This window comes from Brevundimonas sp. (genome assembly GCF_032107865.1).
In the GTDB taxonomy this organism is placed as follows: Bacteria; Pseudomonadota; Alphaproteobacteria; order Caulobacterales; family Caulobacteraceae; genus Brevundimonas.
In genome coordinates, this window is record NZ_DAMCNG010000011.1 from 1 (window position 1) to 22,082 (window position 22,082).

Annotated in this window: 24 protein-coding genes and 1 tRNA gene; 11 read left to right on the forward strand and 14 right to left on the reverse strand. The window is 65.4% G+C overall.

Features of this window, described 5'->3' with window-relative positions:
• Nucleotides 1-560 (forward strand): serine protease (locus RT567_RS02095; RefSeq protein ID WP_313573991.1); only part of this gene is annotated, 560 nt, incomplete at its 5' end.
• Here RT567_RS02095 and RT567_RS02100 read toward each other — a convergent pair.
• The 4 genes from RT567_RS02100 to RT567_RS02115 form a co-directional block, all read right to left on the reverse strand.
• Nucleotides 545-1,408 (reverse strand): hypothetical protein, encoded by an 864-nt coding sequence (locus RT567_RS02100; protein WP_313573993.1) that lies wholly within the window; start codon nt 1,406-1,408, stop codon nt 545-547. The genes RT567_RS02095 and RT567_RS02100 overlap by 16 nt on opposite strands.
• Before the next feature lie 152 nt (nt 1,409-1,560).
• Nucleotides 1,561-2,277, reverse strand: coding sequence for an energy transducer TonB (locus tag RT567_RS02105; RefSeq protein ID WP_313573995.1), 717 nt, complete (start codon nt 2,275-2,277; stop codon nt 1,561-1,563).
• Nucleotides 2,278-2,298: 21 nt separating this feature from the next.
• Nucleotides 2,299-3,033: an energy transducer TonB gene (locus tag RT567_RS02110; RefSeq protein ID WP_313573996.1), complete on the reverse strand. Its 735-nt coding sequence runs from the start codon at nt 3,031-3,033 to the stop codon at nt 2,299-2,301.
• A gap of 97 nt (nt 3,034-3,130) precedes the next feature.
• Entirely contained in the window at nt 3,131-4,915 is a 1,785-nt protein-coding gene (locus tag RT567_RS02115) for an acyl-CoA dehydrogenase (RefSeq protein WP_313573998.1), read from the reverse strand.
• Between the two features lie 137 nt (nt 4,916-5,052).
• Here RT567_RS02115 and RT567_RS02120 point away from each other — a divergent pair, with 137 nt between their 5' ends.
• The gene (locus RT567_RS02120) at nt 5,053-5,991 is read left to right on the forward strand and encodes an L-threonylcarbamoyladenylate synthase (protein WP_313574000.1); all 939 of its coding nucleotides are present in this window, start codon (nt 5,053-5,055) and stop codon (nt 5,989-5,991) included.
• Here RT567_RS02120 and RT567_RS02125 read toward each other — a convergent pair.
• The 4 genes from RT567_RS02125 to RT567_RS02140 all read right to left on the reverse strand — a co-directional run bounded on the left by RT567_RS02125 (nt 5,988) and on the right by RT567_RS02140 (nt 10,189).
• Nucleotides 5,988-7,013: a patatin-like phospholipase family protein gene (locus RT567_RS02125; protein WP_313574002.1), complete on the reverse strand. Its 1,026-nt coding sequence runs from the start codon at nt 7,011-7,013 to the stop codon at nt 5,988-5,990. The two genes, RT567_RS02120 and RT567_RS02125, sit on opposite strands and share 4 nt — an antisense overlap.
• Before the next feature lie 40 nt (nt 7,014-7,053).
• Nucleotides 7,054-7,851, reverse strand: coding sequence for a 3-hydroxybutyrate dehydrogenase (locus RT567_RS02130; protein ID WP_313574004.1), 798 nt, complete (start codon nt 7,849-7,851; stop codon nt 7,054-7,056).
• Between the two features lie 65 nt (nt 7,852-7,916).
• Nucleotides 7,917-8,690 carry a peroxide stress protein YaaA gene (yaaA, locus tag RT567_RS02135; protein WP_313574040.1) on the reverse strand — a complete coding sequence of 258 codons (774 nt, stop codon included), beginning with the start codon at nt 8,688-8,690 and terminating at the stop codon, nt 7,917-7,919.
• A gap of 95 nt (nt 8,691-8,785) precedes the next feature.
• The gene (locus RT567_RS02140) at nt 8,786-10,189 is read right to left on the reverse strand and encodes an FAD-binding oxidoreductase (protein ID WP_313574006.1); all 1,404 of its coding nucleotides are present in this window, start codon (nt 10,187-10,189) and stop codon (nt 8,786-8,788) included.
• 77 nt (nt 10,190-10,266) lie between these two features.
• Between RT567_RS02140 and RT567_RS02145 the strand changes: the two genes are divergently transcribed.
• Nucleotides 10,267-10,686: an NUDIX hydrolase gene (locus RT567_RS02145; RefSeq protein WP_313574008.1), complete on the forward strand. Its 420-nt coding sequence runs from the start codon at nt 10,267-10,269 to the stop codon at nt 10,684-10,686.
• A gap of 6 nt (nt 10,687-10,692) precedes the next feature.
• Here the strand turns inward: RT567_RS02145 and RT567_RS02150 are convergent, their stop codons facing one another.
• Nucleotides 10,693-12,183: an aldehyde dehydrogenase family protein gene (locus RT567_RS02150; protein ID WP_313574010.1), complete on the reverse strand. Its 1,491-nt coding sequence runs from the start codon at nt 12,181-12,183 to the stop codon at nt 10,693-10,695.
• A 308-nt stretch (nt 12,184-12,491) separates the two neighbouring features.
• Here RT567_RS02150 and RT567_RS02155 point away from each other — a divergent pair, with 308 nt between their 5' ends.
• Nucleotides 12,492-13,487: an SPFH domain-containing protein gene (locus tag RT567_RS02155; protein WP_313574012.1), complete on the forward strand. Its 996-nt coding sequence runs from the start codon at nt 12,492-12,494 to the stop codon at nt 13,485-13,487.
• 3 nt (nt 13,488-13,490) lie between these two features.
• Complete coding sequence (locus RT567_RS02160) at nt 13,491-13,949, forward strand: NfeD family protein (protein WP_313574013.1); 459 nt, start codon at nt 13,491-13,493, stop codon at nt 13,947-13,949.
• Here RT567_RS02160 and rnhA read toward each other — a convergent pair.
• Nucleotides 13,946-14,398, reverse strand: coding sequence for a ribonuclease HI (gene rnhA / locus RT567_RS02165; RefSeq protein ID WP_313574015.1), 453 nt, complete (start codon nt 14,396-14,398; stop codon nt 13,946-13,948). The genes RT567_RS02160 and rnhA overlap by 4 nt on opposite strands.
• A gap of 113 nt (nt 14,399-14,511) precedes the next feature.
• Between rnhA and RT567_RS02170 the strand changes: the two genes are divergently transcribed.
• Genes RT567_RS02170 through RT567_RS02185 form a run of 4 tightly spaced genes read left to right on the forward strand, consistent with a single transcriptional unit; the run spans nt 14,512 to nt 16,933 of the window.
• Nucleotides 14,512-14,727 carry a twin-arginine translocase TatA/TatE family subunit gene (locus RT567_RS02170; RefSeq protein WP_003164813.1) on the forward strand — a complete coding sequence of 72 codons (216 nt, stop codon included), beginning with the start codon at nt 14,512-14,514 and terminating at the stop codon, nt 14,725-14,727.
• 23 nt (nt 14,728-14,750) lie between these two features.
• Complete coding sequence (gene tatB / locus RT567_RS02175) at nt 14,751-15,347, forward strand: Sec-independent protein translocase protein TatB (RefSeq protein WP_313574017.1); 597 nt, start codon at nt 14,751-14,753, stop codon at nt 15,345-15,347.
• On the forward strand, nt 15,344-16,231 hold the full coding sequence (gene tatC, locus RT567_RS02180) for a twin-arginine translocase subunit TatC (protein WP_313574019.1): 888 nt from the start codon (nt 15,344-15,346) through the stop codon (nt 16,229-16,231). Before tatB ends, tatC begins: the two co-directional genes overlap by 4 nt.
• Before the next feature lie 54 nt (nt 16,232-16,285).
• Complete coding sequence (locus RT567_RS02185; RefSeq protein ID WP_313574020.1) at nt 16,286-16,933, forward strand: CatB-related O-acetyltransferase; 648 nt, start codon at nt 16,286-16,288, stop codon at nt 16,931-16,933.
• 58 nt (nt 16,934-16,991) lie between these two features.
• Here the strand turns inward: RT567_RS02185 and glnA are convergent, their stop codons facing one another.
• The gene (glnA, locus tag RT567_RS02190; RefSeq protein ID WP_313574021.1) at nt 16,992-18,401 is read right to left on the reverse strand and encodes a type I glutamate--ammonia ligase; all 1,410 of its coding nucleotides are present in this window, start codon (nt 18,399-18,401) and stop codon (nt 16,992-16,994) included.
• Nucleotides 18,402-18,460: 59 nt separating this feature from the next.
• Nucleotides 18,461-18,799: a P-II family nitrogen regulator gene (locus RT567_RS02195; RefSeq protein ID WP_125901264.1), complete on the reverse strand. Its 339-nt coding sequence runs from the start codon at nt 18,797-18,799 to the stop codon at nt 18,461-18,463.
• 118 nt (nt 18,800-18,917) lie between these two features.
• Here RT567_RS02195 and RT567_RS02200 point away from each other — a divergent pair, with 118 nt between their 5' ends.
• Both RT567_RS02200 and RT567_RS02205 read left to right on the forward strand, forming a co-directional pair.
• Nucleotides 18,918-19,754, forward strand: a complete 837-nt coding sequence (locus RT567_RS02200; protein ID WP_313574023.1) for an NAD(P)H-hydrate dehydratase — start codon at nt 18,918-18,920, stop codon at nt 19,752-19,754.
• Nucleotides 19,755-19,801: 47 nt separating this feature from the next.
• Nucleotides 19,802-20,023, forward strand: a complete 222-nt coding sequence (locus tag RT567_RS02205) for a hypothetical protein (protein WP_313574025.1) — start codon at nt 19,802-19,804, stop codon at nt 20,021-20,023.
• A 25-nt stretch (nt 20,024-20,048) separates the two neighbouring features.
• On the opposite strand, the gene RT567_RS02210 is transcribed toward RT567_RS02205, so the two are convergent.
• Both RT567_RS02210 and RT567_RS02215 read right to left on the reverse strand, forming a co-directional pair.
• Nucleotides 20,049-20,133, reverse strand: a tRNA-Leu gene (locus RT567_RS02210).
• Nucleotides 20,134-20,274: 141 nt separating this feature from the next.
• Nucleotides 20,275-21,933 (reverse strand): amino acid permease, encoded by a 1,659-nt coding sequence (locus tag RT567_RS02215; protein WP_313574027.1) that lies wholly within the window; start codon nt 21,931-21,933, stop codon nt 20,275-20,277.
• Nucleotides 21,934-22,082: the final 149 nt, after the last annotated feature.

Sequence of the window (22,082 nt, forward strand, 5' to 3'; positions counted from 1 at the left end):
GCTGGCGCACGGCCGAGGCGGACGGCGCCTGGAAGTTCACGCCGGGAACCCTGGCGATCCGCGACGCCGGCGGCACGCCGCTGTGGACCGCGCACCCGGAGCGTGACGTGGCGGTGATGGAGATCACGGCGCCGCCCGCCTTCGCCCAGGCGGCTATCCCTGCGGGATGGCTGGCTGACGCTGAGGCCTTTGATCGCTGGCGCATGGGGCCGGGGGACGAACTGCTGGCGCTGGGCTATCCGCATGGTCTGTCAGCCAATCGGGCGGGCTTTCCCATCCTGCGGCTAGGGCGGATCAGCTCCTGGCCGCTGACGCCGATCCGGCATTTCCCGATCTTCCTGCTCGACTTCGTGGTCGCCCAGGGCAATTCCGGCGGCCCGGTCTTCTGGACGCCCGCTGCGCGCCGCGTGCCGGGTGCGCCCGTGCCGGAGCATCCCTTCATCGCGGGGGTTCTGGTTCAAGAAGTGCAGGGCGGCGGCGAAGGCATGGATCTGGGCGTTGTCGCCCACGCCCAATATGTGCGCGAGGCTATCGCCCTGCTGGATCAGTCCGCGGATTGAGGCGGCATGAGCGGCTCGTCGTCGCGTAGCCGCCAGTGATCGGGGGCTGCAGGTTCTTCAGGGTATTCCACAGTACAGTCAAAACGCGCGCAATAGGCGGTCTGAATGCGCCATGCCGATGCGAGGACGCCTTCACCCGCTTCCGCCTCGCGCATCATTTCCTGCACCTCTGGCTCATGGAAATACAAAGCGAATTCGAGAGGCCGCGAGGTTTCAGTCAGGGCGATCATCCGGGCCATCATACGGATATTCAGGGCGCGCGCCTGTCGCAGGGAAACGCCGTGTCTCTGGTAGAGGCTGCGGATAAAGACTGCCTTTTCGGGATCCACTTCTGTTGCAAGAGCCGCCTCGAGAGCAGCGGGAATGAGGTCGTCGCTGGGCTCTTCGTTACGACTTGCGCTGATTTGATCCGTCGTCTGGGTCGCCAGTTCGATCTGCTCCGGGGTGGGTGTCGGCCCCGTCCAGCTATCTGCCGGCTGCAGCAGGGGGATCATGTCCGAGCCAAAAGGCAGTCTGACCGAAAAGCTCAGATTCTCGGGAGTGTCGCCGGGCCAGTTGGCCTTGATGCGGCCGCGCTTGACCACTTCGACGGCGTGTTGCTCCAGACCAAGGCCGGCCGGGCGGGCGTTCACGGCACATTCGCGCGCGCGGCCTTCGGCGTCGGCCACGCAGATGACCACGGCCTTGCCGCTCAGGCCAAGGGATTGCAGAGTCTCGGGAAAATCATCGTCGGTCGGCGCCGGGCGAATGGACCAGGACACGCGAGGCGTTTCGGGTTGCCGCTCTGTCTTGCCGGAGGGCTGGGCCAAGGCAAGGCCGGACGTGAGCACTATGGTTGCCAAGATCATTTAAAATGGAGCCTCCTGCACCGCAGGATGCAGGAGGCCTTATCGTTTGAACAGGCTTGGCGACGGGATCAGCCCGCCAGGGCCTCAACCGTCATGGACCTGGGCGTCGTCGCCCACGCCCAATATATGCGCGAGGCTATCGCCCTGCTGGATCAGTCCGCCGCCGCGCCGGAAACGCAGTCGAACGCTGCGCAGTAGCGGCGGCGCATCTCGTTTCTGATCAGGGCTGGGTCTTCCGGGCTGGCCTGTGTGACTTGGGCGTACCAGACATCCCATCCGATCGGTTTCTTGGTCGGCAGGTAGTCCAGACCGTGTCGAGCCAGGACACGAGCGACTCCTGCGGCGTGCCAAGCCTTCTCCGCTTCGAGATCGGGGTATAGTTCGGCCATCCAGCCGCGCAGAAGCGCCGCCTTTTCGGGCGGCATCTCATCGACCTTCCAGTCGCGGATCGAGCGTTCGGCCGCCGAGCGGCTGCCGCCATAGAAGCTGTCGGTAAAGGCTTGGGCGGCCTGGATATGTTCTGGGCCGGGTTCGGGGCCCTCCCACGGTTGACGCAGTGGTTCGTCGCCTTCGGTCAGGATGTCGAAGGGCAGTTCGACGGTGAAAGGGACGCCCGCAGGTTGGGCGACGCGCCCTCGGAACACGATCGCCAGCGCTGCTTCCTGGAAACCCATGTCGGCGGGTCTGGCGGACATGGCGGCGCAGCGGGTCAAGGCGCCGTCTTCGTTATTGACGCATTCGAGGGTGACGGTTCCATTGACCCGCAAGTCCTTGGCGAGGGCCGGATAGTTATGGCGTTCGACGACAGGGCGCGTCTCCCACTGAACAGGCTCCGCCAGTAGGGCCAGGCTCGCCAGAAGCGTTATCATGTTCAGGTTTCCCGTGGGTTCTCAGGGGGTGACGCCAGCCGTCGGCCCGCAGTCATAACGGGCGCAGTAGCGGCGACGTAGTTCGATCACCGGCTCGCGAGGATAAATATCGCGTCCGGCCTCTCGCAACTGGGGAGTCCAGGCTTCGCTCCAGTCATCCGGTTGCTTGGGCGGCAAGGCGTCTAACTCGCGAAGGGCCAGGACGCGCGCCATGACCAAGCCCTGCCTTTGGCGCTCTGTCTCCAGATTTCCGAACAGTTCGGCGATCCAGCTTTCGGTCGTCCGGCGCATCTCGAGCGGCATCTGGTCCAGCCGCCAATGACGTCTCAGGCGAACGACAGGCTCGACGCTGCGTCGGGCGAAACGGCGGCCGCCTTCCATTTGCGCGGTGTTGGGCGTCGGACCGGACCAGGGCGTCGGCGCCTCTGTGTTGAATGGCGGAACGTTGAAGGGCACGCGCACCGTGAACTCGCGTTTCTCGGGCGAGGCCTCGGGCGCGGCGGGCGTTAGTCTTGCGCGCTCGATGATGCGGACCGCCGCTTCGGCGAAGCCCAGCCCGTCCGGACGCGCGCGCATGGCGGTGCAGGCGTTCGGTAGCCCTTCTGGCGTCACCAGGCAGTTCACCTCGACCCAGCCGTCGATGTTCAGGGCGGCGGCGAAGGGAGGAAAATCCTCAGGTGTCGGAACAGGGCGCGTGACCCAGGCGATCGGCTCTTGCGTTGTCGCGAAAGAGGCCCCGCTGAAAAAAGCAGCCAAGATAAAACTGGCAGCGCCGACTGCTCGATTCATACGAAACGCCTCCCGCGCCTAGGTGGCACGAGAGGCGCTTTCCGCTCAAGTCATGCAAAGACGATCAGCCCGCCAAGGCTTCGACGCTCATCCGTTGCAGCAGGTCGCCGCCCTGGCCGACGGCGGCCAGACGGCTGGAGACGTGGCCTAGAACGTTAGCGGCGTAGATTTCATAGAGGTCCAGCTTGCCTTGCAGCCAGGCGGCGTCGCCGTCGTTGGCGTCCAGCTTGGCCTTGGCCGCCAGAGCGCCCTTGGCCAGCATCCAGCCGCCGACCACGTCGCCCATCAGCTTCAGATAGGCGTCGGCGCCCGCCAGCACGTCAGCGGCGCGCGCTGCGTCCGATTTGGCGTCCAGCAGCCACAGGGTCGCGTCCTCGACTGCTTCGATGGCGGTGGCGAAACGCTCGACCGGCTTGCCGGTATAGAGGCGATCGATCTGGGCCAGGCTGGTCTTCATCTCTGCGATCAAGGCCTTGGCCGACTCGCCGCTGTCCATCGACAGCTTGCGCCCCACCAGGTCCATGGCCTGAATGCCGTTGGTGCCTTCGTAGATCGGGGTGATGCGGGCGTCGCGATAGTATTGGGCTGCGCCGGTTTCTTCGATGAAGCCCATGCCGCCGTGGACCTGAACACCCAGCGAAGCGACCTCACAGCCGACGTCGGTGGACCATGCCTTGGCGATCGGGGTGAACAGGTCTTCACGACCCTTCCACGCCTTGCGCTCTTCCTCGGTGGCGGCGTGGCGGGCCAGGTCGGCGGCGACGCCGGTTGACAGGCAGATGGCGCGGGCGGCGGCGACCTTGGCCTTCATCACCGACAGCATCCGGCGCACGTCGGGGTGATCGAAGATCGGCGCGTCCTTTTCACCGGTCCAGACGCTGCGGCCCTGACGGCGTTCCAGCGCATAGGCCAGGGCGTGCTGATAGGCGCGCTCGGCGACGCCGACGCCTTCGACGCCGACGGCCAGACGGGCGGCGTTCATCATGACGAACATATGGGCCAGGCCCTGGTTCGGCTGGCCGACCAGTTCGGCGCGGGCGCCTTCATAGCTCATGACGCAGGTGGGGGAGGCGTGGATGCCCAGCTTGTGCTCGACGCCGACCGGGCGGAAGGCGTTGCGCTCGCCCAGCGAGCCGTCGGCGTTGACCGCGAACTTCGGCGTCAGGAACAGGCTGATGCCCTTGGGCCCCGCAGGCGCGTCGGGCAGGCGGGCCAGCACCAGATGGACGATGTTGTCCGTGGCGTCGTGGTCGCCCCACGTGATGAAGATCTTCTGGCCAGTCAGGGCGTAGGTTCCGTCGCCGTTGGGAACCGCCGTCGCCGTCAGGGCGCCCAGATCGGACCCGGCGTGCGGTTCGGTCAGCACCATGGCGCCGGTCCATTCGCCAGAGACCAGCTTGGGCAGATAGGTCGCCTTCTGATGCGCGTTTCCGACCTGCTCCAGCGCTTCGATGGAGGCCAGCGACAGCATGGGGCACAGGCCGAAAGCCATGTTGGCCGAGTGGACGGTTTCATAGGCCGCCAGTTCCAGCGCCTTGGGCAGGGCCTGCCCGCCGGCTTCGACCGAGGCGGTCAGGCTGGTCCAGCCGCCGGCTGCGAACTGCTGATAGGCGTCGGCGAAACCGGGGGCGGCCGTCACGGTGCCGTTGGCGTATTTGGCGCCCGCCAGATCGCCGGGGCGGTTCAACGGAGCCAGAACCTCTTCCGAAAACTGCCCGGCGGCGTCCAGCACGGCCGAGGCGACATCGGCGTCGTAATCGGGAAAGGCGCCGGTCGCCGCCACCTGGCCGATCCCGGCCACGGCGTCGAGGGCGAAAGCGATGTCACGGACGGGGGCGCGGTAGCTCATCGGTTATCCTCAGAAAGACGTTGCGCTTCTGTCGGCCGCCGCGCCCTTGGGCGCAAGCCCGCTTGGACTTTGGTCGAGATTCCGCGCACTGTGGCCCCCTGTTTGAACGGCTGACGCCGCGTAAGGAAAGGCCGACCGTGCCCGCCGACCGACCCGCCAGGGGCGACAGCCCTGAGATCGCAGCAGAGGCGCTGAAGACGGGGCGTCTGGTCATGCTGCCGACCGAGACGGTTTATGGGCTGGCGGCCGACGCTTCCAACCCTCAAGCGGTGGCGCGAATCTTCGAGGCCAAGGGCAGACCGCGCTTCAATCCCCTGATCGCCCATGTCGCCAATGCGCTGGATGCGGAAGCGGTCGCGGTGTTTGACGCGCGCGCGAGGGCCTTGGCCGAAGCCTTCTGGCCGGGGCCGCTGACCATCGTGGCGCCGGTGCGGGATCGTGAGCGGGTGTGCGATCTGGCGCGGGCCGGGCTGGACAGCGTGGCGGTGCGCGTGCCGGGCCATCCACGGGCGAGGGCGGTCATCGGCGCCTTCGGCGGAGCGGTTGTCGCGCCTTCGGCCAATCGCTCGGGACGGCCTAGCCCGACGACCTTCGACGATGCTCTTGAAGAGACGGGCCATGCCGTGGGCGCAGCGGTCGATGGCGGTCCTTGCGCCGTGGGGGTCGAAAGCACGGTCGTATCTGTGCTGGACGGTCAGGTCGCCCTGTTGCGCCCCGGCTCCGTCACTCGCGAAGAGATCGAGGCGGTCGCCGGACCGCTGGCCGAAGGCGGGCAGGGGCATCGCTCGCCGGGTCGTCTGGCCCTGCACTATGCGCCTGACGCGCCGGTGCGGATCGAGGCGGATGGGGCCAATGACGGCGAAATCCTGCTGGGCTTCGGCGCGGGCGTCGGCGATCCGCGCTGGAGCCTCAGTCCGACGGGCGATCTGCGCGAGGCGGCGGCCAATCTGTTCCGCCTGCTGCGCGAGGCGGATCGTACAAAGCCGACCGGGATCGCCGTTTCGTCGGTTCCGGCCAAGGGGTTGGGCGAAGCCATCAACGATCGCCTGCGTCGCGCGGCGGGGTTCGTGGGCTAGAGGAAGCGGGCCTTGATATCCACGCTTGAGGCCTTGCCGACCTTGGGCAGGCAGCCTTCAAGCCAGGCGTCGGCCGCAGTCCGGCCGTGTTGCTTCAGTTCGTTCAGGAAGCTCCACTCCGTATCGAATTTGGAATGCAGCGACTGGCCTCCCAGCCACTCGTCGGCTTCGATGACGTGGATGCGGATCCCGCGCCGTCGGTCCTCTTCGGGTTTCAGCTTGCCCTCGGCGATCAGGTCTTGAACGAAGGCGACGGCCCTCAGTTCGGCGACCAACGGGGCGTTGAAGACGATCTCGTTCAGCCGGTCGTTGATGTCGCCCGCTTCACGCGGCGTTTCCTCGCGTTGGAACGGATTGAGCGGCAACAGCAGGATGTCGTTCGGCGTGTCTGTATAGAACAGCGGCCACAGCGCCGGATTGGCCAGATAACCGCCGTCCCAATAGGGCTCGCCCTCGATCTCGACCGCCTGGAACAACTGGGGCAGACAGGCTGAGGCCAGCAGCACCTCGGGCGCCATTTCCTCAGACTTGAAGATGCGCGAACGGCCTGCACGAACGGCTGTCGTTGAGACGAACATGCGGATGGAAGAGGCGCGCAGGGCCTCGAAATCCACCGCCGTCTCCAGCACGCGGCGTAGCGGGTTCAGATTGAACGGGTTGAAGGCGTAGGGGCTCATCGACAGGGCCAGGGTCTGCCCCGCCTGCCACATCGGCGTGCCCTTCAGCCAGTCGGGCGTCAGGGCCTTGGACCAGACCGAACTGTCGCCAAAGACGTTGCGGCCGCCGGACTGGTTCACCTCGCGCCACAGGTGGTCGAGCGCTTCACGCCCGCCCTCGGCGCCCCCACGCTCCAGGCCGGTGATCAGGGCGGCGGCGTTCATCGCCCCGGCCGAGGCGGCGGTGACGGCGCGCACGTCCAGCGCGTCGGCTTCCAACAGCCGATCCAGCACGCCCCATTGGAAGGCGCCGTGGGCGCCGCCGCCTTGCAGGGCCAGACAGATGGGCTTGCGCTTTGCGGCCATCAAACGCTCCGTCTTCCGGCCCCTGCGGCCAAGGTGAAACCTATTGGGCCGTCCAGCCGCCGTCGACGGAGAAGTGGGCGCCGTTGGCCGAGGCGCCGAGATCCGACGCCAGATAGAGGAAGATGCCCGCCAGTTCGTCGGTCGTGACGAAACGCTTGGTCGGCTGCGAACCCAGGATGACGTTCTTCATCACGTCTTCCTCGCTCATGCCGCGGGTGCGGGCCTGATCCTGGATCTGTTTGGAGACGATCGGCGTCTCGACGAAGCCGGGGCAGATGGCGTTGCAGGTGATGTTCTCTTGGGCCAGTTCCAGCGCGACCGTCTTGGTGAAGCCGATCACGCCGTGCTTGGCCGCGACATAGGCCGACTTGAACGGGCTGGCGACCAGCCCGTGAGCCGAAGCGATGTTGATGATCCGACCGCGCCCTTGGGCTTTCATGATCGGGATCGCCGCCTTGGTGGCGTAGAAGGTCGAGGACAGGTTGATGGCGATGATCTTTTCCCAGGCGTTGGCGGGGAAGCTCTCGACCGCCTCGACATGCTGGATGCCGGCGTTGTTGACCAGGATGTCGAGCCGCCCCAGCTCACGATGCGCCGTGGCGATCATGTCCTCGATCTGATTCGGCTGAGTCATGTCGGCCGGATGATAGAGGACGCGCACGCCCGTCTCGGCGGCCAGGTCCACGCGGGTCTTCTCGATGACGGCCGGATCGCCCAGCCCGTTCAGCACCACATCGCTGCCGCACAGGGCCACGGCCCGCGCCAGCGCCAGTCCAATGCCCGAGGTCGAGCCGGATACGACCGCGACGCGGCCCTTGAGATCGTTCATCGCGAACATGACAGAAAGAACCCGTGGCTGATGATGCTGCAATGCAACCTAACCGCAGTCGTTCAATCTGGCGATCAGGATTTTCCTTCCCTGATGAATATCCAGTCCGTGTCCGTCGACAGACTCTTGTCGAAGCGGTAGCCGTCGCGATCGAAGGCCTTCAGATCTTCGACCTTTTCTAGCCGGTTCTCGATGGCGTAGCGGGCCATGCCGCCGCGCGCCTTCTTGGCGTAGAAGGAGATGATGCGGGCTTCGCCGTCTTTCTTCTCCTTGAAGTGCGGGGTCACGACCGGCAGCTTCAGCGCCCGGGCGTCGACCGCGCCGAAATACTCATGGCTGGCCAGGTTCACCAGGGTTTGTTCGGGCAGCTTTTCGGCGTCTTCGTTCAGGCGCAGCGAGATGCGCTCGCCCCAGAAGTCATAGAGGGTGGCGCCGCGCTTGGTCTTCAGGCGGATACCCATCTCCAGCCGATAGGGCTGAATCGCATCCAGTGGCCGAAGCAGGCCGTAGAATCCCGAGAGGATACGCAGGTGGTCCTGAGCCCACGTCAGGTCGTCGGCCGACAGGGTGCGGGCCGATAGTCCTTCATAGACGTCGCCGGCGAAGGCGAAGACGGCTTGCAGCGCGCCCTCCGGCGTTTCGTTGTCGAAGGCCTGGAAACGTTGATAGTTCAACTCGGCCAGGGCGTCAGAGATCGACATCAGGCGGCGCAGGTCCGCACGGCTCAGCCCTCGCGTCACCTTGGCCAGTTCTGCAGTCTCATCGGCGCATCGCCGTGGCGTCACGGGGGCGTCGGTGGCGGGCGGGTTGAAGTCCAGCTTTTTGGCCGGGGACAGGACGATCAGCAAAACGATCGACTCCGTATGCGTCTCAAGAGCGCGCCTCATAGGCCGCTTCGATGACGTTTTGAACCGCCTGAAACGTCACATGCGGTCGCAAGTCATCAGAAGAGGACCGCCGGGTTCATGATCCGCTGGGGATCGATGGCCTGACGGATCGCCTGCATCGTCGCGATTTCGAGCGGCGATTTATAGCGTCGGGCCTCGTCGGTTTTCAGCCGTCCCAGACCGTGTTCAGCGGAAATCGAGCCGTCATAGCGGGCGACCACATCATGGATGACCTCCGACCCTTCCATCCATCGACCGATGAAGGCGGCGATGTCCTCGCCCACGCCAGGGATCACATCATAGTGAAGATTGCCGTCGCCGACGTGGCCGAAAACCGACACCCGACAGCCGGGATGGAATTTTTCAACCGCCACAGTCGCTTCGTCGATGAAGTCCGCGATTCGCGAGACGGGGACCGAGATGTCGTGCTTCCAGCCGCCCCCTTCGGGCTTGAGCGCGGCCGAGTGTTCTTCGCGCAGACGCCAGAAGGCGGCCTTCTGGGCGTCGTTCTGGGCGATGGCGGCGTCCACGATCAGACCTTCCTCGAAGGCGGCGGTCAGCAGGCGCTCCATCGCCGCCTCGGCGCCGTCCGGCTCGCCTGAGGCCAGTTCGATCAGCACATACCAGGGCGGCGTCGATTCCAGCGGTTCGCGCGTGTCGGGGATGTTCTTCAGCACCAGGCTCATGCCCAGTCGCTTCATCAGCTCGAAGGCCTCGACCCCGCCGCCGGTCTCGGCCTTGGCGCGGGCCAGCAGTACGACGGCGTCGTGGTGGCTCTCCAGACCGACGATGGCCGTGGCGCGGCTACGCATGACGGGAAACAGCTTCAGCGTCGCTGCCGTGATGACGCCCAGAGTGCCCTCGGCGCCGATGAACATCTGCTTCAGGTCATAGCCGGTGTTGTCCTTGCGTAGGCGCTTCAGGCCGTTGAACACCTGACCGTCGGGCATGACCGCCTCAATGCCCAGCACCAGATCGCGCATCATGCCGTAGCGGAGAACCGCCGTGCCGCCCGCATTGGTCGAGATCACGCCGCCAATGGTGGCCGAACCCTCGGCCGCGAGGCTGAGCGGAAAGAAGCGGTCCTTCTCCTTGGCCAGTTCCTGCGCCTCCAGCAGGGTCACGCCCGCCTCAAGCGTCATGGCGTCGTCCAGCGGCGTCACGTCGCGCACCGTCCGCAGCTTGCGCGTGGACAGCAGAACCTCGCCGTAGGGAATCTGGCCGCCGACCAGTCCGGTGCCGCCGCCTTGCGTCACAACAGCCACGCCGTGACGGGCGCAGATTTCGACCGCGCGGGCGACTTCTTCGGTCGTGCGGGGTTGCAGCAGCAACGGCGTCTCGCCCGTCCAGCGGCCGCGCCATTCGGTCAGCCAGGGCGCCATCTCTGCGGCGTCTTGCGTCCAGGCGCCGGGCAGGGCGGCCTTGAGTTCAGCGAGGGATTCTGGCGTCGGGAGGGTCATATCGGCCTTGTGGCAAAAGGCGCGCCGTGGTGGAAGCGCAAAACCTTGCCTTCTGGCGGTCAATTCAAGGGCAAAACATGATTCCGATCCCGGCCGTGGGCGTAGTGTGCCTGAAAGGCGATGAGGTGCTGCTGATCCGGCGGGGCACGCCGCCGCGCGTGGGCGAGTGGAGCCTGCCCGGCGGCCGTCTGGAGGCGGGCGAGCGCCTGGCCGACGCCGCCCTGCGCGAACTGCGCGAGGAGACGGGCGTGGAGGCCGAATTGATCGGTCTGATCGACGTGGTGGACGGGCTCTTTCCCGAGGCGGGGCGCCACTATGTCCTGATCGACTATGCGGCGGTCTGGACGTCCGGCGAGCCGGTTGCTGGCGACGACGCTGTCGAAGCGGTTTTTCATCGGCTGGACAGATTGGAACCTCTGGGCATGTGGAGCGAGACTGTCCGCATCATCCACGAAGCCGTCGAGGCGCGCCGAGCGAAGGCCGACGCGCCTCTTTGAACGGACCTAGAACGGATAGGGGCCCTTGGCGTGACGGATGGTGACCCAGTGATCGCGGGTCAGTTCGTGCATGATCCACTCGCCGCCGAAACGACCCAGGCCGCTATTCTTCTCACCGCCGAACGGGCCGGTGCGGGTGTCGTCGACGCTGTGGTCGTTGACGTGCGTCATGCCGGCCTCGACGCGCAGGGCGAAGCGAACGCCCCGTTCGACATCGCGCGTGAAAACGGCGGACGACAGGCCGAACTCGGTGGCGTTGGCGACACGCAAGGCCTCCTCCTCGTCCTGAACGCGGATGATCGGGGCGATCGGGCCGAAGATTTCTTCCTGGGCCAGGGCCATGTCGTTGGTCACGCCGACAAAGACATGCGGCGGCAGAACCTGTCCCTTAGGCGCGCCTCCCAGCAGCTGACTGGCGCCCGCGGCCTTGGCCGCCTCGATCCGCGCCAGATGGCCGCGCATCTGCCGCTCGTTGATGATCGGACCGATGGCGACGCCGGGATCGTTGGGATCGCCGTACTTCAAGGTCTTCACATGGGCGGTGAAGCGATCGACGAACTCATCGTGGATGCGAGCGTCGACGATGATCCGGTTGGAGCTCATGCAGATCTGCCCCTGGTGCAGGAAGCGGCCGACGACGGCTGAGCGCACCGCATGGTCCAGATCGGCGTCGTCCAGCACCACCAGAGGGGCGTTTCCGCCCATCTCCAGAGCGACCCGCTTCAACTGCGGCGCCTGCATGGCCAGGGCGCCGATGTGGCGGCCGACGCGCGTCGAGCCGGTGAAGGAGATCAGGCGCGGCACGGCGTGGTTGGTGAAGGCGTCGCCGATCTCGCTGATCGGGCCGATGACGATGTTCAGCAGACCCGCCGGCAGACCGGCTTCTTCAAAGATCTTGGCGATCAGCAGGCCGCCGGTGATCGGCGTGTCCTCGGCCGGTTTCACCACTACCGCATTGCCCAGCGCCAGAGCCGGCGCGATGGAGCGATGCGACAGATACATGGGGAAGTTCCAGGGGCTGATAACCCCGATCACGCCCAGAGCCTGGCGATAGGCGCGGCTCTCCTTGCCCGGCTCATCGAGCGGCAGCAGCTTGCCCTCGGCGCGGTAAGGGAAGGAGGCGGCCTCCAGTGTGACGGCGTGAACGAACTGCCATTCCAGTTCGGCCTTGCCGCGCGTGCTGCCCGCTTCGCGCGTCAGCCACCCCAGGATTTCCTCGCGACGGGCTTCCATGATGGCGGCGGCGCGGATCATAACCCCGGCGCGCTCTATCGGCAGGCGGGTTTCCCAGTCCTTTTGAGCCTTGGCTGCGGCGCGATAGGCCTCGTCGAGATCCTGACCGTTCGCCATCACCGTCTCGGCCAGCACCGCGCCGGAGTAGGGATCGGTGTCGGCCTGGATTTCGCCGTGCTTTCCGTGGCGCCAGGCGCCGTCGATGTACTGGCCGTCCCACCCCTGGTAGGCGGCGGGGGCGGTCCTTGCGGCTTCAGCAGTCATGTCGCTCTCCGACGGGCGCGCGGGCCCGGTGTTCAGGAAGGCGCCGAGGGTCGCTCCGGAGAGGGCCTCATGGCGTTGGTTTCACCTCTGCGGCAACGCAGCGCCGCCGATCGATGTTCCTGCGTGAACCTTGCCTTGTGGGAAGCTCCAGTGGTCAATTTGTCCGCCGGTTGGTCCGTCGGTCGCCGTGTCGGTCCAATCCGTTCGCCGCGTCATCACGCCTCGGCGATTCGCCCCCATGAAAGAACCGGATTCGGTGGCGTGAGGCTCGTCCGGCGGTTAAGCTGCCGATCAAACTGGAGGGCCTTATGAGTTTTTCGCTGATTTTCTTTGTGATGTTCGCAGTCTTTGCGATCATCTTCCTGTTCAGCGTGATCAAGATCGTGCCGCAAGGTCGTGAATTCACGGTGGAACGGTTCGGCAAGTACACCAAGACCCTGACGCCGGGCATCCACATCCTGACGCCGTTCGTCGAGCGCGTCGGCCACCGCATGAACATGATGGAGCAGGTGCTGGACGTCCCGACCCAGGAGGTCATCACCAAGGACAACGCCATGGTGAAGGTGGACGGCATCGTCTTCATCCAGGTGATGGACGCCGCCCGCGCCGCCTATCGCGTCGATAACCTGCCTTACGCCATCGCCCAGTTGTGCATGACCAACCTGCGGACCGTGGTCGGCTCGATGGAGCTGGACGAAGTGCTGTCGCAGCGCGACGCCATCAACACGCGCCTGTTGCACGTCATCGACGCCGCAACTGAGCCGTGGGGCATCAAGGCCAATCGCATCGAGATCAAGGATCTGACGCCGCCGGTGGACATCACCAACGCCATGGCCCGTCAGATGAAGGCCGAGCGTGAACGCCGCGCCGTCATCACCGAGGCGGACGGCGAGAAGCAGGCCGCCATCGCCCGCGCCGAAGGCGCCAAGCAGGCCGCGATCCTGGAAGCCGAAGGCCGCAAGGAAGCCGCCTTCCGCGACGCCGAAGCCCGCGAACGTGAAGCCGAGGCCGAGGCCAAGGCCACCGCCATGGTGTCCGAAGCGATCGCTCGCGGCGACGTCAACGCCATCAACTACTTCGTGGCCCAGAAGTATGTGGAGGCCTTTGCGGAGCTGGCCCGCAGCCCGCAGCAGAAGACGGTCATCGTGCCTTCGGAAATGGGCGCGCTGGTCGGCACCATCGCGGGCGTCGGCGAACTGGTCGGTCTGGCCAGGGAGCAGCAACAGGTCCGCACAGACGCGCGTCAGGCCGCGCCGCGCGCCGCGCCGCGTCGTTCGGGCGGCTCCGTGCCGACGACGGAGTAAGCCATGGACTGGTTCGTCTCCCTCTACGCCGCCCAGCCGTTCTGGCTCTGGCTGGCAGTTGGCGTCGTCCTGCTGGGGATAGAGGCGGCGGCCTCGACCGAATGGCTGCTGTGGCCGGCGGTGGCGGCGGGGCTGACGGCCCTGTTGTCCGCCCTGGCGCCGCAACTGGGCCTGCCGGTCGAGATCGGCGTCTTCGCGGCCCTGACGGTGGCCTCGACCATCCTGTCGCGTCGCCTGATCAAGCGGGTGAATCCCAAGGACGAGCCCGACATCAATGATCGCGACGTCCGTCTGGTGGGCGAACGCGCCCGCGTGGTCGAAGCCTTTGTCGGCGGGCGCGGTCGGGTTTTCGTATCGGGATCGGAATGGCCGGCTGAAATCGAGGGCGCCGCGCCGCTGGCGGGCGAGAGCGTCATTATCGAATCGGTGTCGGGGCCGTTGCTGAAGGTGCGGGCGCTCTAGCGTCCGCGCATCTCCGCCACGCCGCGATTGGCCAGGCCGTCTGCGCGTTCGTTCAGGACGTGGCCGGCGTGGCCCTTCACCCAGTGCCATTTGACTTCGTGACGGTTGCGGGCTTCGTCCAGTCGCCGCCACAGGTCTTCGTTCTTGACCGGCTTCTTGTCGGCGGTCTTCCAGCCGCGAGCCTTCCAGCCCCGCATCCATTCCGTCACGCCCTGCATGACGTATTTGCTGTCGGTATGCAGGTCGACGCGGCAGGGGCGCTTCAGCGCCTCCAGCGCCATGATCGCCGCCATCATCTCCATGCGGTTGTTGGTCGTCAGGGGTTCGCCGCCCCAGAGTTCCTTCTCGTGTCCGCCGCCGGTTTGCAGGATCGCCCCCCAGCCGCCGGGGCCGGGATTGCCCTTGCAGGCGCCGTCGGTGTGGATGATGACGTGATCGTTGAGACTCATGGCCGCGATGCGTACAGCGTCCCTTGGCGCGTCGCCATCACTCAGCCTATATGACGCACAACAATCAGTCGGTGGGGCCGCGTCTCGGTGAGTCCCCTTGAGGAGGTATCGCCATGGGCTCCATGAGCATCTGGCATTGGGCCATCGTCGTCGTCGTCGTGCTGGTCCTGTTCGGCGGCCGCGGCAAGCTGTCGGGCATCATGGGCGACGCGGCCAAGGGCATTCGCGCGTTCAAGGACGGCCTGAAGGACGACACGGGCGCCAAGGACAAGGAAGCTCCGGGCGCCCTGCCGCGCACGGACGCCGAAAAAGAAGAACTGAACCGCTGAACCTCGCCGGAAGACGCTGAATCATGGGTGGTCTTGGCCCCGGAATCGGCGGGTTCGAAATCCTTGTCATCGGTCTGGTGGCCCTGCTTGTCGTAGGGCCCAAGGACTTGCCTATGCTCATGCGCCGCGTCGGCCAGTTCGTCGGCAAGGCGCGCGGCATGGCCAATGAGTTCCGCGCCAGCTTCGACGAGATGGCGCGTCAGTCCGAGCTGGACGATCTCCGCAAGGAGGTTGAGGCGTTGCGATCGGGGCAGGGGATGTACGCCCTGGGCGCTGATGCGGACGAGGCCTTCAAGGACATCCGCAAGGAGTTGGAGGCACCGATCGAAGCGCCGACCTCCACGGCGCCGGTCGAGCCCGCATCTGAAGCGCTTGCTCAGCCAGTGGCCACGGGCGTCGATGAATGGCCGGATATGGCGCCGACCGTCGCCGTTGCGTCTGAACCTGAGACGAAAGCAGCCGCCAAACCGCGAGCCAGGAAGGCGAGCGCCGCTTCTTCTGCCGACGGGGCGCTGAAGCCCAAGGCGCGCAAGCCAGCCGCAAAACCTGCTGCGAAGTCTGCGCCGAAAGCCGACGCCTCTCGCCCCAAGGTCGCGCGCACCAAGAAGGTTGATCTATGAGCCGCGCTGATCACGACGAAGCCGATATCGAGGCTTCGCGCGCGCCCCTGATGGACCACCTGATCGAGCTGCGGTCGCGGCTGATGATCTGCGTGGTCGCCTTCATCATCGCCTTCATCGGCTGTTTCGCCTTTTCAGAGACCCTCTACCTGTTCCTGGTGAAGCCCTATGTGGTCTCGGCCGCCTTCCACCAGACGGTGGGCGCGAACGGTCATGTGTCGCCGTTTAGCCTGATCCTGGGCACCGCCGGGCTGATCCCCGTGCCGGACGTGGACCACAACAGCGTGCGCCTGATCTACACCGCGCCGCTGGAGATCCTGTTCACCAAGATGAAGCTGGCGGGCCTGGGCGCCGTCATCGTGGCCTTCCCAGTTCTGGCCTGGCAGTTGTACCGCTTCGTCGCTCCGGGTCTGTACCGCAACGAGAAGGGCGCCTTCCTGCCGTTCCTGCTCGCGGCGCCGGTGTTGTTCCTGCTGGGGGCGGCGCTGGTCTATTACGTCATGCTGCCGTTCGTGATGTGGTTCTCCCTGAGCCAGCAGATCATTGGCGAGGGCGTGGCGGCGGAACTGCTGCCCAAGGTATCGGACTATCTGAACCTGGTGACGGCCCTGATCCTGGCCTTCGGCCTGTGCTTCCAGTTGCCGGTCGTGATGACCCTGCTGGGCCTGGCGGGTCTGATCAACAGCCAGATGATGGCCAAGGGCCGCCGTTACGCCATCGTCGCCGTGGTCGTGGTCGCCGCCGTGGTGACGCCTCCTGATCCGATCAGCCAGCTGATGCTGGCCGTGCCGATGGTCCTGCTCTACGAGGTCTCCATCTGGTGCGTCCGCATCATCGAACTGCGCCGCAAGAAGGCCGATACGGCCGACGGGCTGGCGGCCTGATCAAGGGAGGCGGTGAGGCGATCCGGGCGCTGACAAGCATCTTGAGGTCGCTTCATGTCCCATACCGCCCCGGACCGGCACTGGTCCAAGGTTGAGCTTCTGCACGAAACAGTCGCCAATCCGAACATCCACATCAAGGGACGGCGCAGCTACTACAGCAACGCCTGGACGGGCTCGTTCGAGGAGAGCGTCGTCCGCTACCTCTATGGCGATCCCTACAGCCTGAAGGCATGGGAGCCGCAGTGGCCGATCGACCAGTTGCACATCGGCGACTGCGTCTGCATCGGCGCCGAGGCCGTGATCCTGCTGGGCGGCAACCACACCCACCGGACGGACTGGTTCAGCCTCTATCCCTTCGCCGAGGTCATTCTGGACGCCTATCAGGGCAAGGGCGACACTGTCATTCAGGACGGCGCCTGGATTGGAATGCGCGCCATGGTCATGCCGGGCGTCACGATCGGCGAGGGAGCCGTGGTCGCTTCCGGGGCCATCGTCACCAAGGATGTGGCGCCCTACGCCATCGTGGCGGGCAATCCGGCGGTTCCGATCCGCAAGCGGTTCTCTGACGCCGTGATCGAGGCTTTGCTGGCGCTCGACGTCTATGGTTGGCCTGAAGAAAAGTTCGAGGCCTTGCGTCCGCTTCTGTGCGCTGACGACATCGAGGCCTTGGCCGCCGCGTCCGTTCGATACGATCAAGCGTAAATAAAAAGCCCCGGACGGCGAACCGTCCGGGGCTTTTCGTATCAGGCCGATCCGGGGATCAGCAGCTGTAATACATGTCGAACTCGACCGGGTGCGGGTGCAGTTGCAGCCGGGCGACCTCTTCCTGCTTCAGCGTGATGTAGGCGTCGATGAAGTCGTCATCCATGACGCCGCCCTTCTTCAGGAAGGCGCGATCGGTGTCGAGCGCCTCTAGGGCTTCCTTCAGCGAACCGGCGACCTCCGGGATCGAGTGACGCTCTTCCGGCGGCAGATCGTACAGGTTCTTGTCGGCGGCGGCGCCCGGATCGATGCGGTTCTCGATGCCGTCCAGGCCGGCCATCAGCAGGGCCACGAACGTCAGATAGGGGTTGCCCATCGGATCGGGGAAGCGGGCTTCCAGGCGCTTGGCCTTGGGCGAGGTGACGTGCGGGATGCGGATCGAGGCCGAGCGGTTGCTGGCGGAATAGGCCAGCTTCACCGGCGCTTCATAGCCCGGCACCAGACGCTTGTAGGAGTTGGTGGTCGAGTTGGCGAAGGCGTTGATGGCCTTGGCGTGCTTGATGATGCCGCCGATGTACCACAGGCATTCCTGCGACAGGCCGGCGTACTGGTCGCCTGCGAACTGGGGCTTGCCGTCCTTCCAGATCGACATGTGGACGTGCATGCCCGAGCCGTTGTCGCCGAACATCGGCTTGGCCATGAAGGTCGCCGACTTGCCATAGGCGTGGGCCACGTTGTGGATCACGTACTTATACAGCTGCATCCGGTCAGCCATGGTCAGCAGGTCGCTGAACTTCAGGCCCAGTTCGTGCTGGGCCGGGGCGACCTCGTGGTGGTGCTTTTCGGGCTCGAGACCCAGGTCTCTCATGACCGCCAGCATCTCGCCGCGCAGATCCTGGCCGGAATCGACCGGGTTGACCGGGAAGTAGCCGCCTTTGGTCGTCGGGCGGTGGCCCAGATTGCCCTCGGCGTATTCGGCGCCCGTGTTGGCCGGCAGCTCGCTGGAGTCGAAGCTGTAGCGGGTGTCGTGCGGCGCGGTGTTCCAGCGCACGTCGTCAAAGACGAAGAACTCGGCTTCAGGGCCGAAGAAGACGGTGTCGCCCACGCCCGACGACTGAACATAGGCCAGGGCCTTCTTGGCCATGGAGCGGCTGTCACGGTTGTAGGGCTCGGCCGTGTCCGGGTTCAGCACGTCGCAGAACATGAACAGCGTCGTCTGCTGATAGAAGGGGTCGATGAAGGCGGACGCCAGGTCCGGCTTCAGCAGCATGTCGGACTCATTGATGGCCTTCCAGCCCGCGATCGACGAGCCGTCGAACATGGTGCCCTCTTCCAGGAAGTCCTCGTCCACCATGCCGATGTCGAAGGTCACGTGGTGGACGCGGCCGCGCGTGTCGGTGAAACGGAGATCGACGTACTGTACGTCCTTGTCCTGGATCTCTTGCAGGATCTTTTGGGCGGCGCTCATGGGGGGAGGTCCTGTAGCTGGGGAATTGAAATCGGCCGCCTCAAGAGGCGGCCGTCAGACTAGATGGCTTGGGCGCCGGTTTCGCCCGTGCGGATGCGGATGACGTCGTCGAGGTTGGTGATGAAGATCTTCCCGTCACCGATCTTGCCGGTGCGGGCGGCGTTCTGAATCGTCTCGACCACGGCGGGGGCCAGGTCATCCGCCACCACGACCTCGATCTTGATCTTGGGCAGGAAGTCGATGACGTACTCGGCGCCGCGATAGAGTTCTGAATGGCCTTTCTGGCGGCCATATCCCTTGGCCTCCAGCACGGTCATGCCCTGCACTCCGATGTCCTGGAGAGCGTCCTTCACTTCATCCAGCTTGAACGGCTTGATGACGGCTTCAATCTTCTTCATGGCGGATCCCGAGCCGGCTCCTTTGTTGGTCCGACGCTCGGGTGGTAAAGGGACATTGCATTGCACAATATGGCAAGCGATTTTCGTCCGTTGAGGCCTTCCGTGAACGGAAATCCACATGAAGTCGCATAACGACCCCGTTGAATGGCGCGATCGCCTGCCATGGCCGACGGATGAGACGCACAAGCATATGCGCGGACGACTGGGCGTGGTGTCGGGCGGGGTGCTGTCGACGGGCGCGGCGCGATTGGCCGCGCGGGCGGGTCTGAGGGTCGGTGCGGGTGTGGTGAAGGTCTTCTGTCCGCCCGACGCGGCGGAGATTCTGGCGCAGAGTCTGGAGGCGGTGATGTTGTCGGCCTTCGCCGGGCCTGAGCAGCTTCAGGCGCTGGCCGAGCCGATGGACGCCGTGGTGGTCGGCCCCGCGGCGGGGTTGACCGATGCGACGGCCCATAACCTTGCGGCGCTGGCGCGAACAGGGGCGGTCCTGATCGTGGACGCCGACGCCCTGACGCTGTTCCAGAACCGCCCCGACGAGCTTTTCGCCTTGCTGGATCGGGATGATGTCCTGACGCCGCATGAAGGAGAGTTCGAACGCCTGTTTCCTGGCCTTCTGGCCGCCCTGGGCCGTGAAAAAGCGGCGGTCGAAGCCGCGCGCCGTGTCGGCGCCGTCGTGGTGTTGAAAGGCTCCGCCACCGTCATTGCTGCGCATGACGGGCGCGCCATGGTCAACACGCATGGTTCGCCCTGGCTTGCGACGGCGGGCAGCGGCGATGTTCTGGCCGGCCTTATCGGCGGACTGGTCGCCCAGCATATGGACAGTTTCGACGCAGCCTGCGCCGCAGTGTGGATGCATGGCGATGCGGCGGTGCGTTTCGGGCCGGGGTTGATCTCCGAGGACTTGCCCGACTTGATCCCGGTCGTCCTGCGTGGATTGGTTGACGCCCGAGATCGATAGACCGTTTCTAGCTGGACAATAACCCCCATCCTCCGCATGGCATCGACATGCAAAAACAACGATCTTCGAAGTTCATGGCTCTGGGGCTGATCGCTCTGGTCATCGCCACGCCGCTGGCGGCGGCGGTTGCGGCGTTCGCGCTCTCGAACTGGCATGCAGGCGTCTTTGGCGGCGCTTTCGCCGTCGCCGGGTTGACGACAGGTTTTCTGATGCGGTTGCCGCGTGTCCAGGCGGCGCTACGGCGTCTTCTGCCTCAGCCGGTGGAATGAGGCGTCTGTTTTCAGGAAACGACCTTGGTGCGGATGAGAGGACTCGAACCTCCACGCCTCGCGGCGCCAGAACCTAAATCTGGTGCGTCTACCAGTTCCGCCACATCCGCATAGGTTCGTCCGAGGCTGTAGGCGAGGGCGGCGGTTTCGGCAATCCCGCCTGGACATGAAAAAGGCCCCGGATCGCTCCGGGGCCTTCTCATTTATTGGGCCTACCGCGCTTTGCGCTGCTTGAGGCCGACTGATCGAGATCAGTCCTTCTTGTTGTCCACGCCGTGGCCCATGGCCTCGACCGCCGATTCCAGAGTCGTGTCCTCGGTGATGTCGATGCCCTTGGCCAGCTTCGAGTGGGCGAAGCCGTACAGGCCGTAGATCAGGGCGCCGACCAGGGCGTAGACGCCCAGGATGGTCAGCGGCAGCGGGTTGTCGTTCAGGGCGTGCGTCACCATCGGGATGAAGTTGAACGACGCCAGCGTCAGACAGGCCAGGATGCCCAGCACCGCCGTGACGATACCGCCCGGCACGCGGAACGGACGCTCCATTTCCGGGTGCTTGATGCGCAGGACGATGACCGACAAGCAGACGATGGCGAAGGCCGTCGCCGTGCCCAGCGACACCAGGTCGCCCAGGATCGAGATGGGCAGGAAGGACGCTGCAATGGCGATGACGATGCCCAGCAGGATGGTGCCGATCCACGGGGTGCGGAACTTCTGGTGCACCACGGCGAACGCCTTGGGCAGCAGGCCGTCGCGCGCCATGGTGTAGAAGATGCGCGTCTGGCCGTAGCACAGCACCAGCATGACCGAGGACAGGCCGGTGATGGCGCCGATCTTGACCAGGAAGGCGATCATGTTCAGCTGCCCGCTGGGCGCGCCGGCCAGCGGCACATTGGCCCATTCCAGGCCCATGCGGTCGATGGCGACGGCGATCGGCGCCGGCGAGGCCAGCTCCAGGTAGGGAACGACGCCGGTCATGACGGCGGCCACGACCATGTAGATCAGGGTGCAGACGAACAGGGCGCCCAGGATGCCGATCGGCACGTCCTTCGACGGGTTCTTGGCTTCGGCGGCGGCGGTCGAAACCGCTTCAAAGCCGACGTAGGCGAAGAAGATGATCGAAGCGCCGCGGAAGATGCCGCCCACGCCGAACTGGTCCCAGCTCTCGCCCTGCGGCGGGATGAAGGGATCCCAGTTGGCCGGGTTGATGTACTGCAGGCCCACGGCGATGAAGGTCAGCAGGACGATGATCTTGATGACGACGATGGCGTTGTTGATGTTCGCCGATTCCGACACGCCCAGCACCAGCAGGCCGCACACGGCGGCGATGCCGACGGCCGCGACCAGGTTGAAGGTGCCCGTCAGCGGGAAGCCCGCGTTCTCGCCCGAGGAGACATACTGGATCAGCGGAGTGGCCCACTGAGGCCCTTCGCCGCCTGGATAGGTTATTGTCGGGAACAGACTGGCGCTTACGCCGAAGTCATTCAGGATCGACACCACATAGCCGGACCAGCCGACCGCTACGGTCGAGGCCGCGACGCCGTACTCCAGCACCAGCAGCCAGCCCATGATCCAGGCGAAAACCTCGCCCAGGGTGCCGTAGGCGTAGGTGTAGGCCGAGCCCGACACCGGCATGGTCGACGCCAGTTCGGCGTAGCACAGGCCCGCCAGGGCGCAGGCGATGCCGGCGATGACGAAGGAGAACATGATGGCCGGGCCGGCGTGGGCCGAGGCCACCTGACCCGTCAGAACGAAGATGCCGGCGCCGATGATGGCGCCGATGCCCAGGCTCATCAGATTCATCGGACCGAGGGTCCGTTTCAGCTCGCTTTTGGCGGCTTCTTTCTGAATTTGGGCAATTGATTTTTTAAGAAATAGCCGGTTTCCGGCTGGCTTTACGCCATCTGCAGACATGCAGGTGCGCCCCCAACTTATTGCGACGACCCCTCCCGGGTCGCCTTCTTGGGCGGGGACGCTAGCCATCTGAAGGGCTTGGCGCAACGCGGTTTACGAAGGATGACGTGCGGACGACGCTTTCGTGACCCCGGCCGAAGGCGCTACAG

What these genes read in the sequence shown, in the direction of transcription:
- RT567_RS02100 (WP_313573993.1), bottom strand. Translation starts at nt 1,408, where the DNA reads ATGATCTTGGCAACCATAGTGCTCACGTCCGGCCTTGCCTTGGCCCAG.
- RT567_RS02105 (WP_313573995.1), bottom strand. Translation starts at nt 2,277, where the DNA reads ATGATAACGCTTCTGGCGAGCCTGGCCCTACTGGCGGAGCCTGTTCAG.
- RT567_RS02115 (WP_313573998.1), bottom strand. Translation starts at nt 4,915, where the DNA reads ATGAGCTACCGCGCCCCCGTCCGTGACATCGCTTTCGCCCTCGACGCC.
- RT567_RS02125 (WP_313574002.1), bottom strand. Translation starts at nt 7,013, where the DNA reads ATGGCCGCAAAGCGCAAGCCCATCTGTCTGGCCCTGCAAGGCGGCGGC.
- RT567_RS02130 (WP_313574004.1), bottom strand. Translation starts at nt 7,851, where the DNA reads ATGTTCGCGATGAACGATCTCAAGGGCCGCGTCGCGGTCGTATCCGGC.
- RT567_RS02140 (WP_313574006.1), bottom strand. Translation starts at nt 10,189, where the DNA reads ATGACCCTCCCGACGCCAGAATCCCTCGCTGAACTCAAGGCCGCCCTG.
- RT567_RS02145 (WP_313574008.1), top strand. Translation starts at nt 10,267, where the DNA reads ATGATTCCGATCCCGGCCGTGGGCGTAGTGTGCCTGAAAGGCGATGAG.
- RT567_RS02150 (WP_313574010.1), bottom strand. Translation starts at nt 12,183, where the DNA reads ATGACTGCTGAAGCCGCAAGGACCGCCCCCGCCGCCTACCAGGGGTGG.
- RT567_RS02155 (WP_313574012.1), top strand. Translation starts at nt 12,492, where the DNA reads ATGAGTTTTTCGCTGATTTTCTTTGTGATGTTCGCAGTCTTTGCGATC.
- RT567_RS02160 (WP_313574013.1), top strand. Translation starts at nt 13,491, where the DNA reads ATGGACTGGTTCGTCTCCCTCTACGCCGCCCAGCCGTTCTGGCTCTGG.
- rnhA (WP_313574015.1), bottom strand. Translation starts at nt 14,398, where the DNA reads ATGAGTCTCAACGATCACGTCATCATCCACACCGACGGCGCCTGCAAG.
- RT567_RS02170 (WP_003164813.1), top strand. Translation starts at nt 14,512, where the DNA reads ATGGGCTCCATGAGCATCTGGCATTGGGCCATCGTCGTCGTCGTCGTG.
- tatB (WP_313574017.1), top strand. Translation starts at nt 14,751, where the DNA reads ATGGGTGGTCTTGGCCCCGGAATCGGCGGGTTCGAAATCCTTGTCATC.
- tatC (WP_313574019.1), top strand. Translation starts at nt 15,344, where the DNA reads ATGAGCCGCGCTGATCACGACGAAGCCGATATCGAGGCTTCGCGCGCG.
- RT567_RS02185 (WP_313574020.1), top strand. Translation starts at nt 16,286, where the DNA reads ATGTCCCATACCGCCCCGGACCGGCACTGGTCCAAGGTTGAGCTTCTG.
- glnA (WP_313574021.1), bottom strand. Translation starts at nt 18,401, where the DNA reads ATGAGCGCCGCCCAAAAGATCCTGCAAGAGATCCAGGACAAGGACGTA.
- RT567_RS02195 (WP_125901264.1), bottom strand. Translation starts at nt 18,799, where the DNA reads ATGAAGAAGATTGAAGCCGTCATCAAGCCGTTCAAGCTGGATGAAGTG.
- RT567_RS02200 (WP_313574023.1), top strand. Translation starts at nt 18,918, where the DNA reads ATGAAGTCGCATAACGACCCCGTTGAATGGCGCGATCGCCTGCCATGG.
- RT567_RS02205 (WP_313574025.1), top strand. Translation starts at nt 19,802, where the DNA reads ATGCAAAAACAACGATCTTCGAAGTTCATGGCTCTGGGGCTGATCGCT.
- RT567_RS02215 (WP_313574027.1), bottom strand. Translation starts at nt 21,933, where the DNA reads ATGTCTGCAGATGGCGTAAAGCCAGCCGGAAACCGGCTATTTCTTAAA.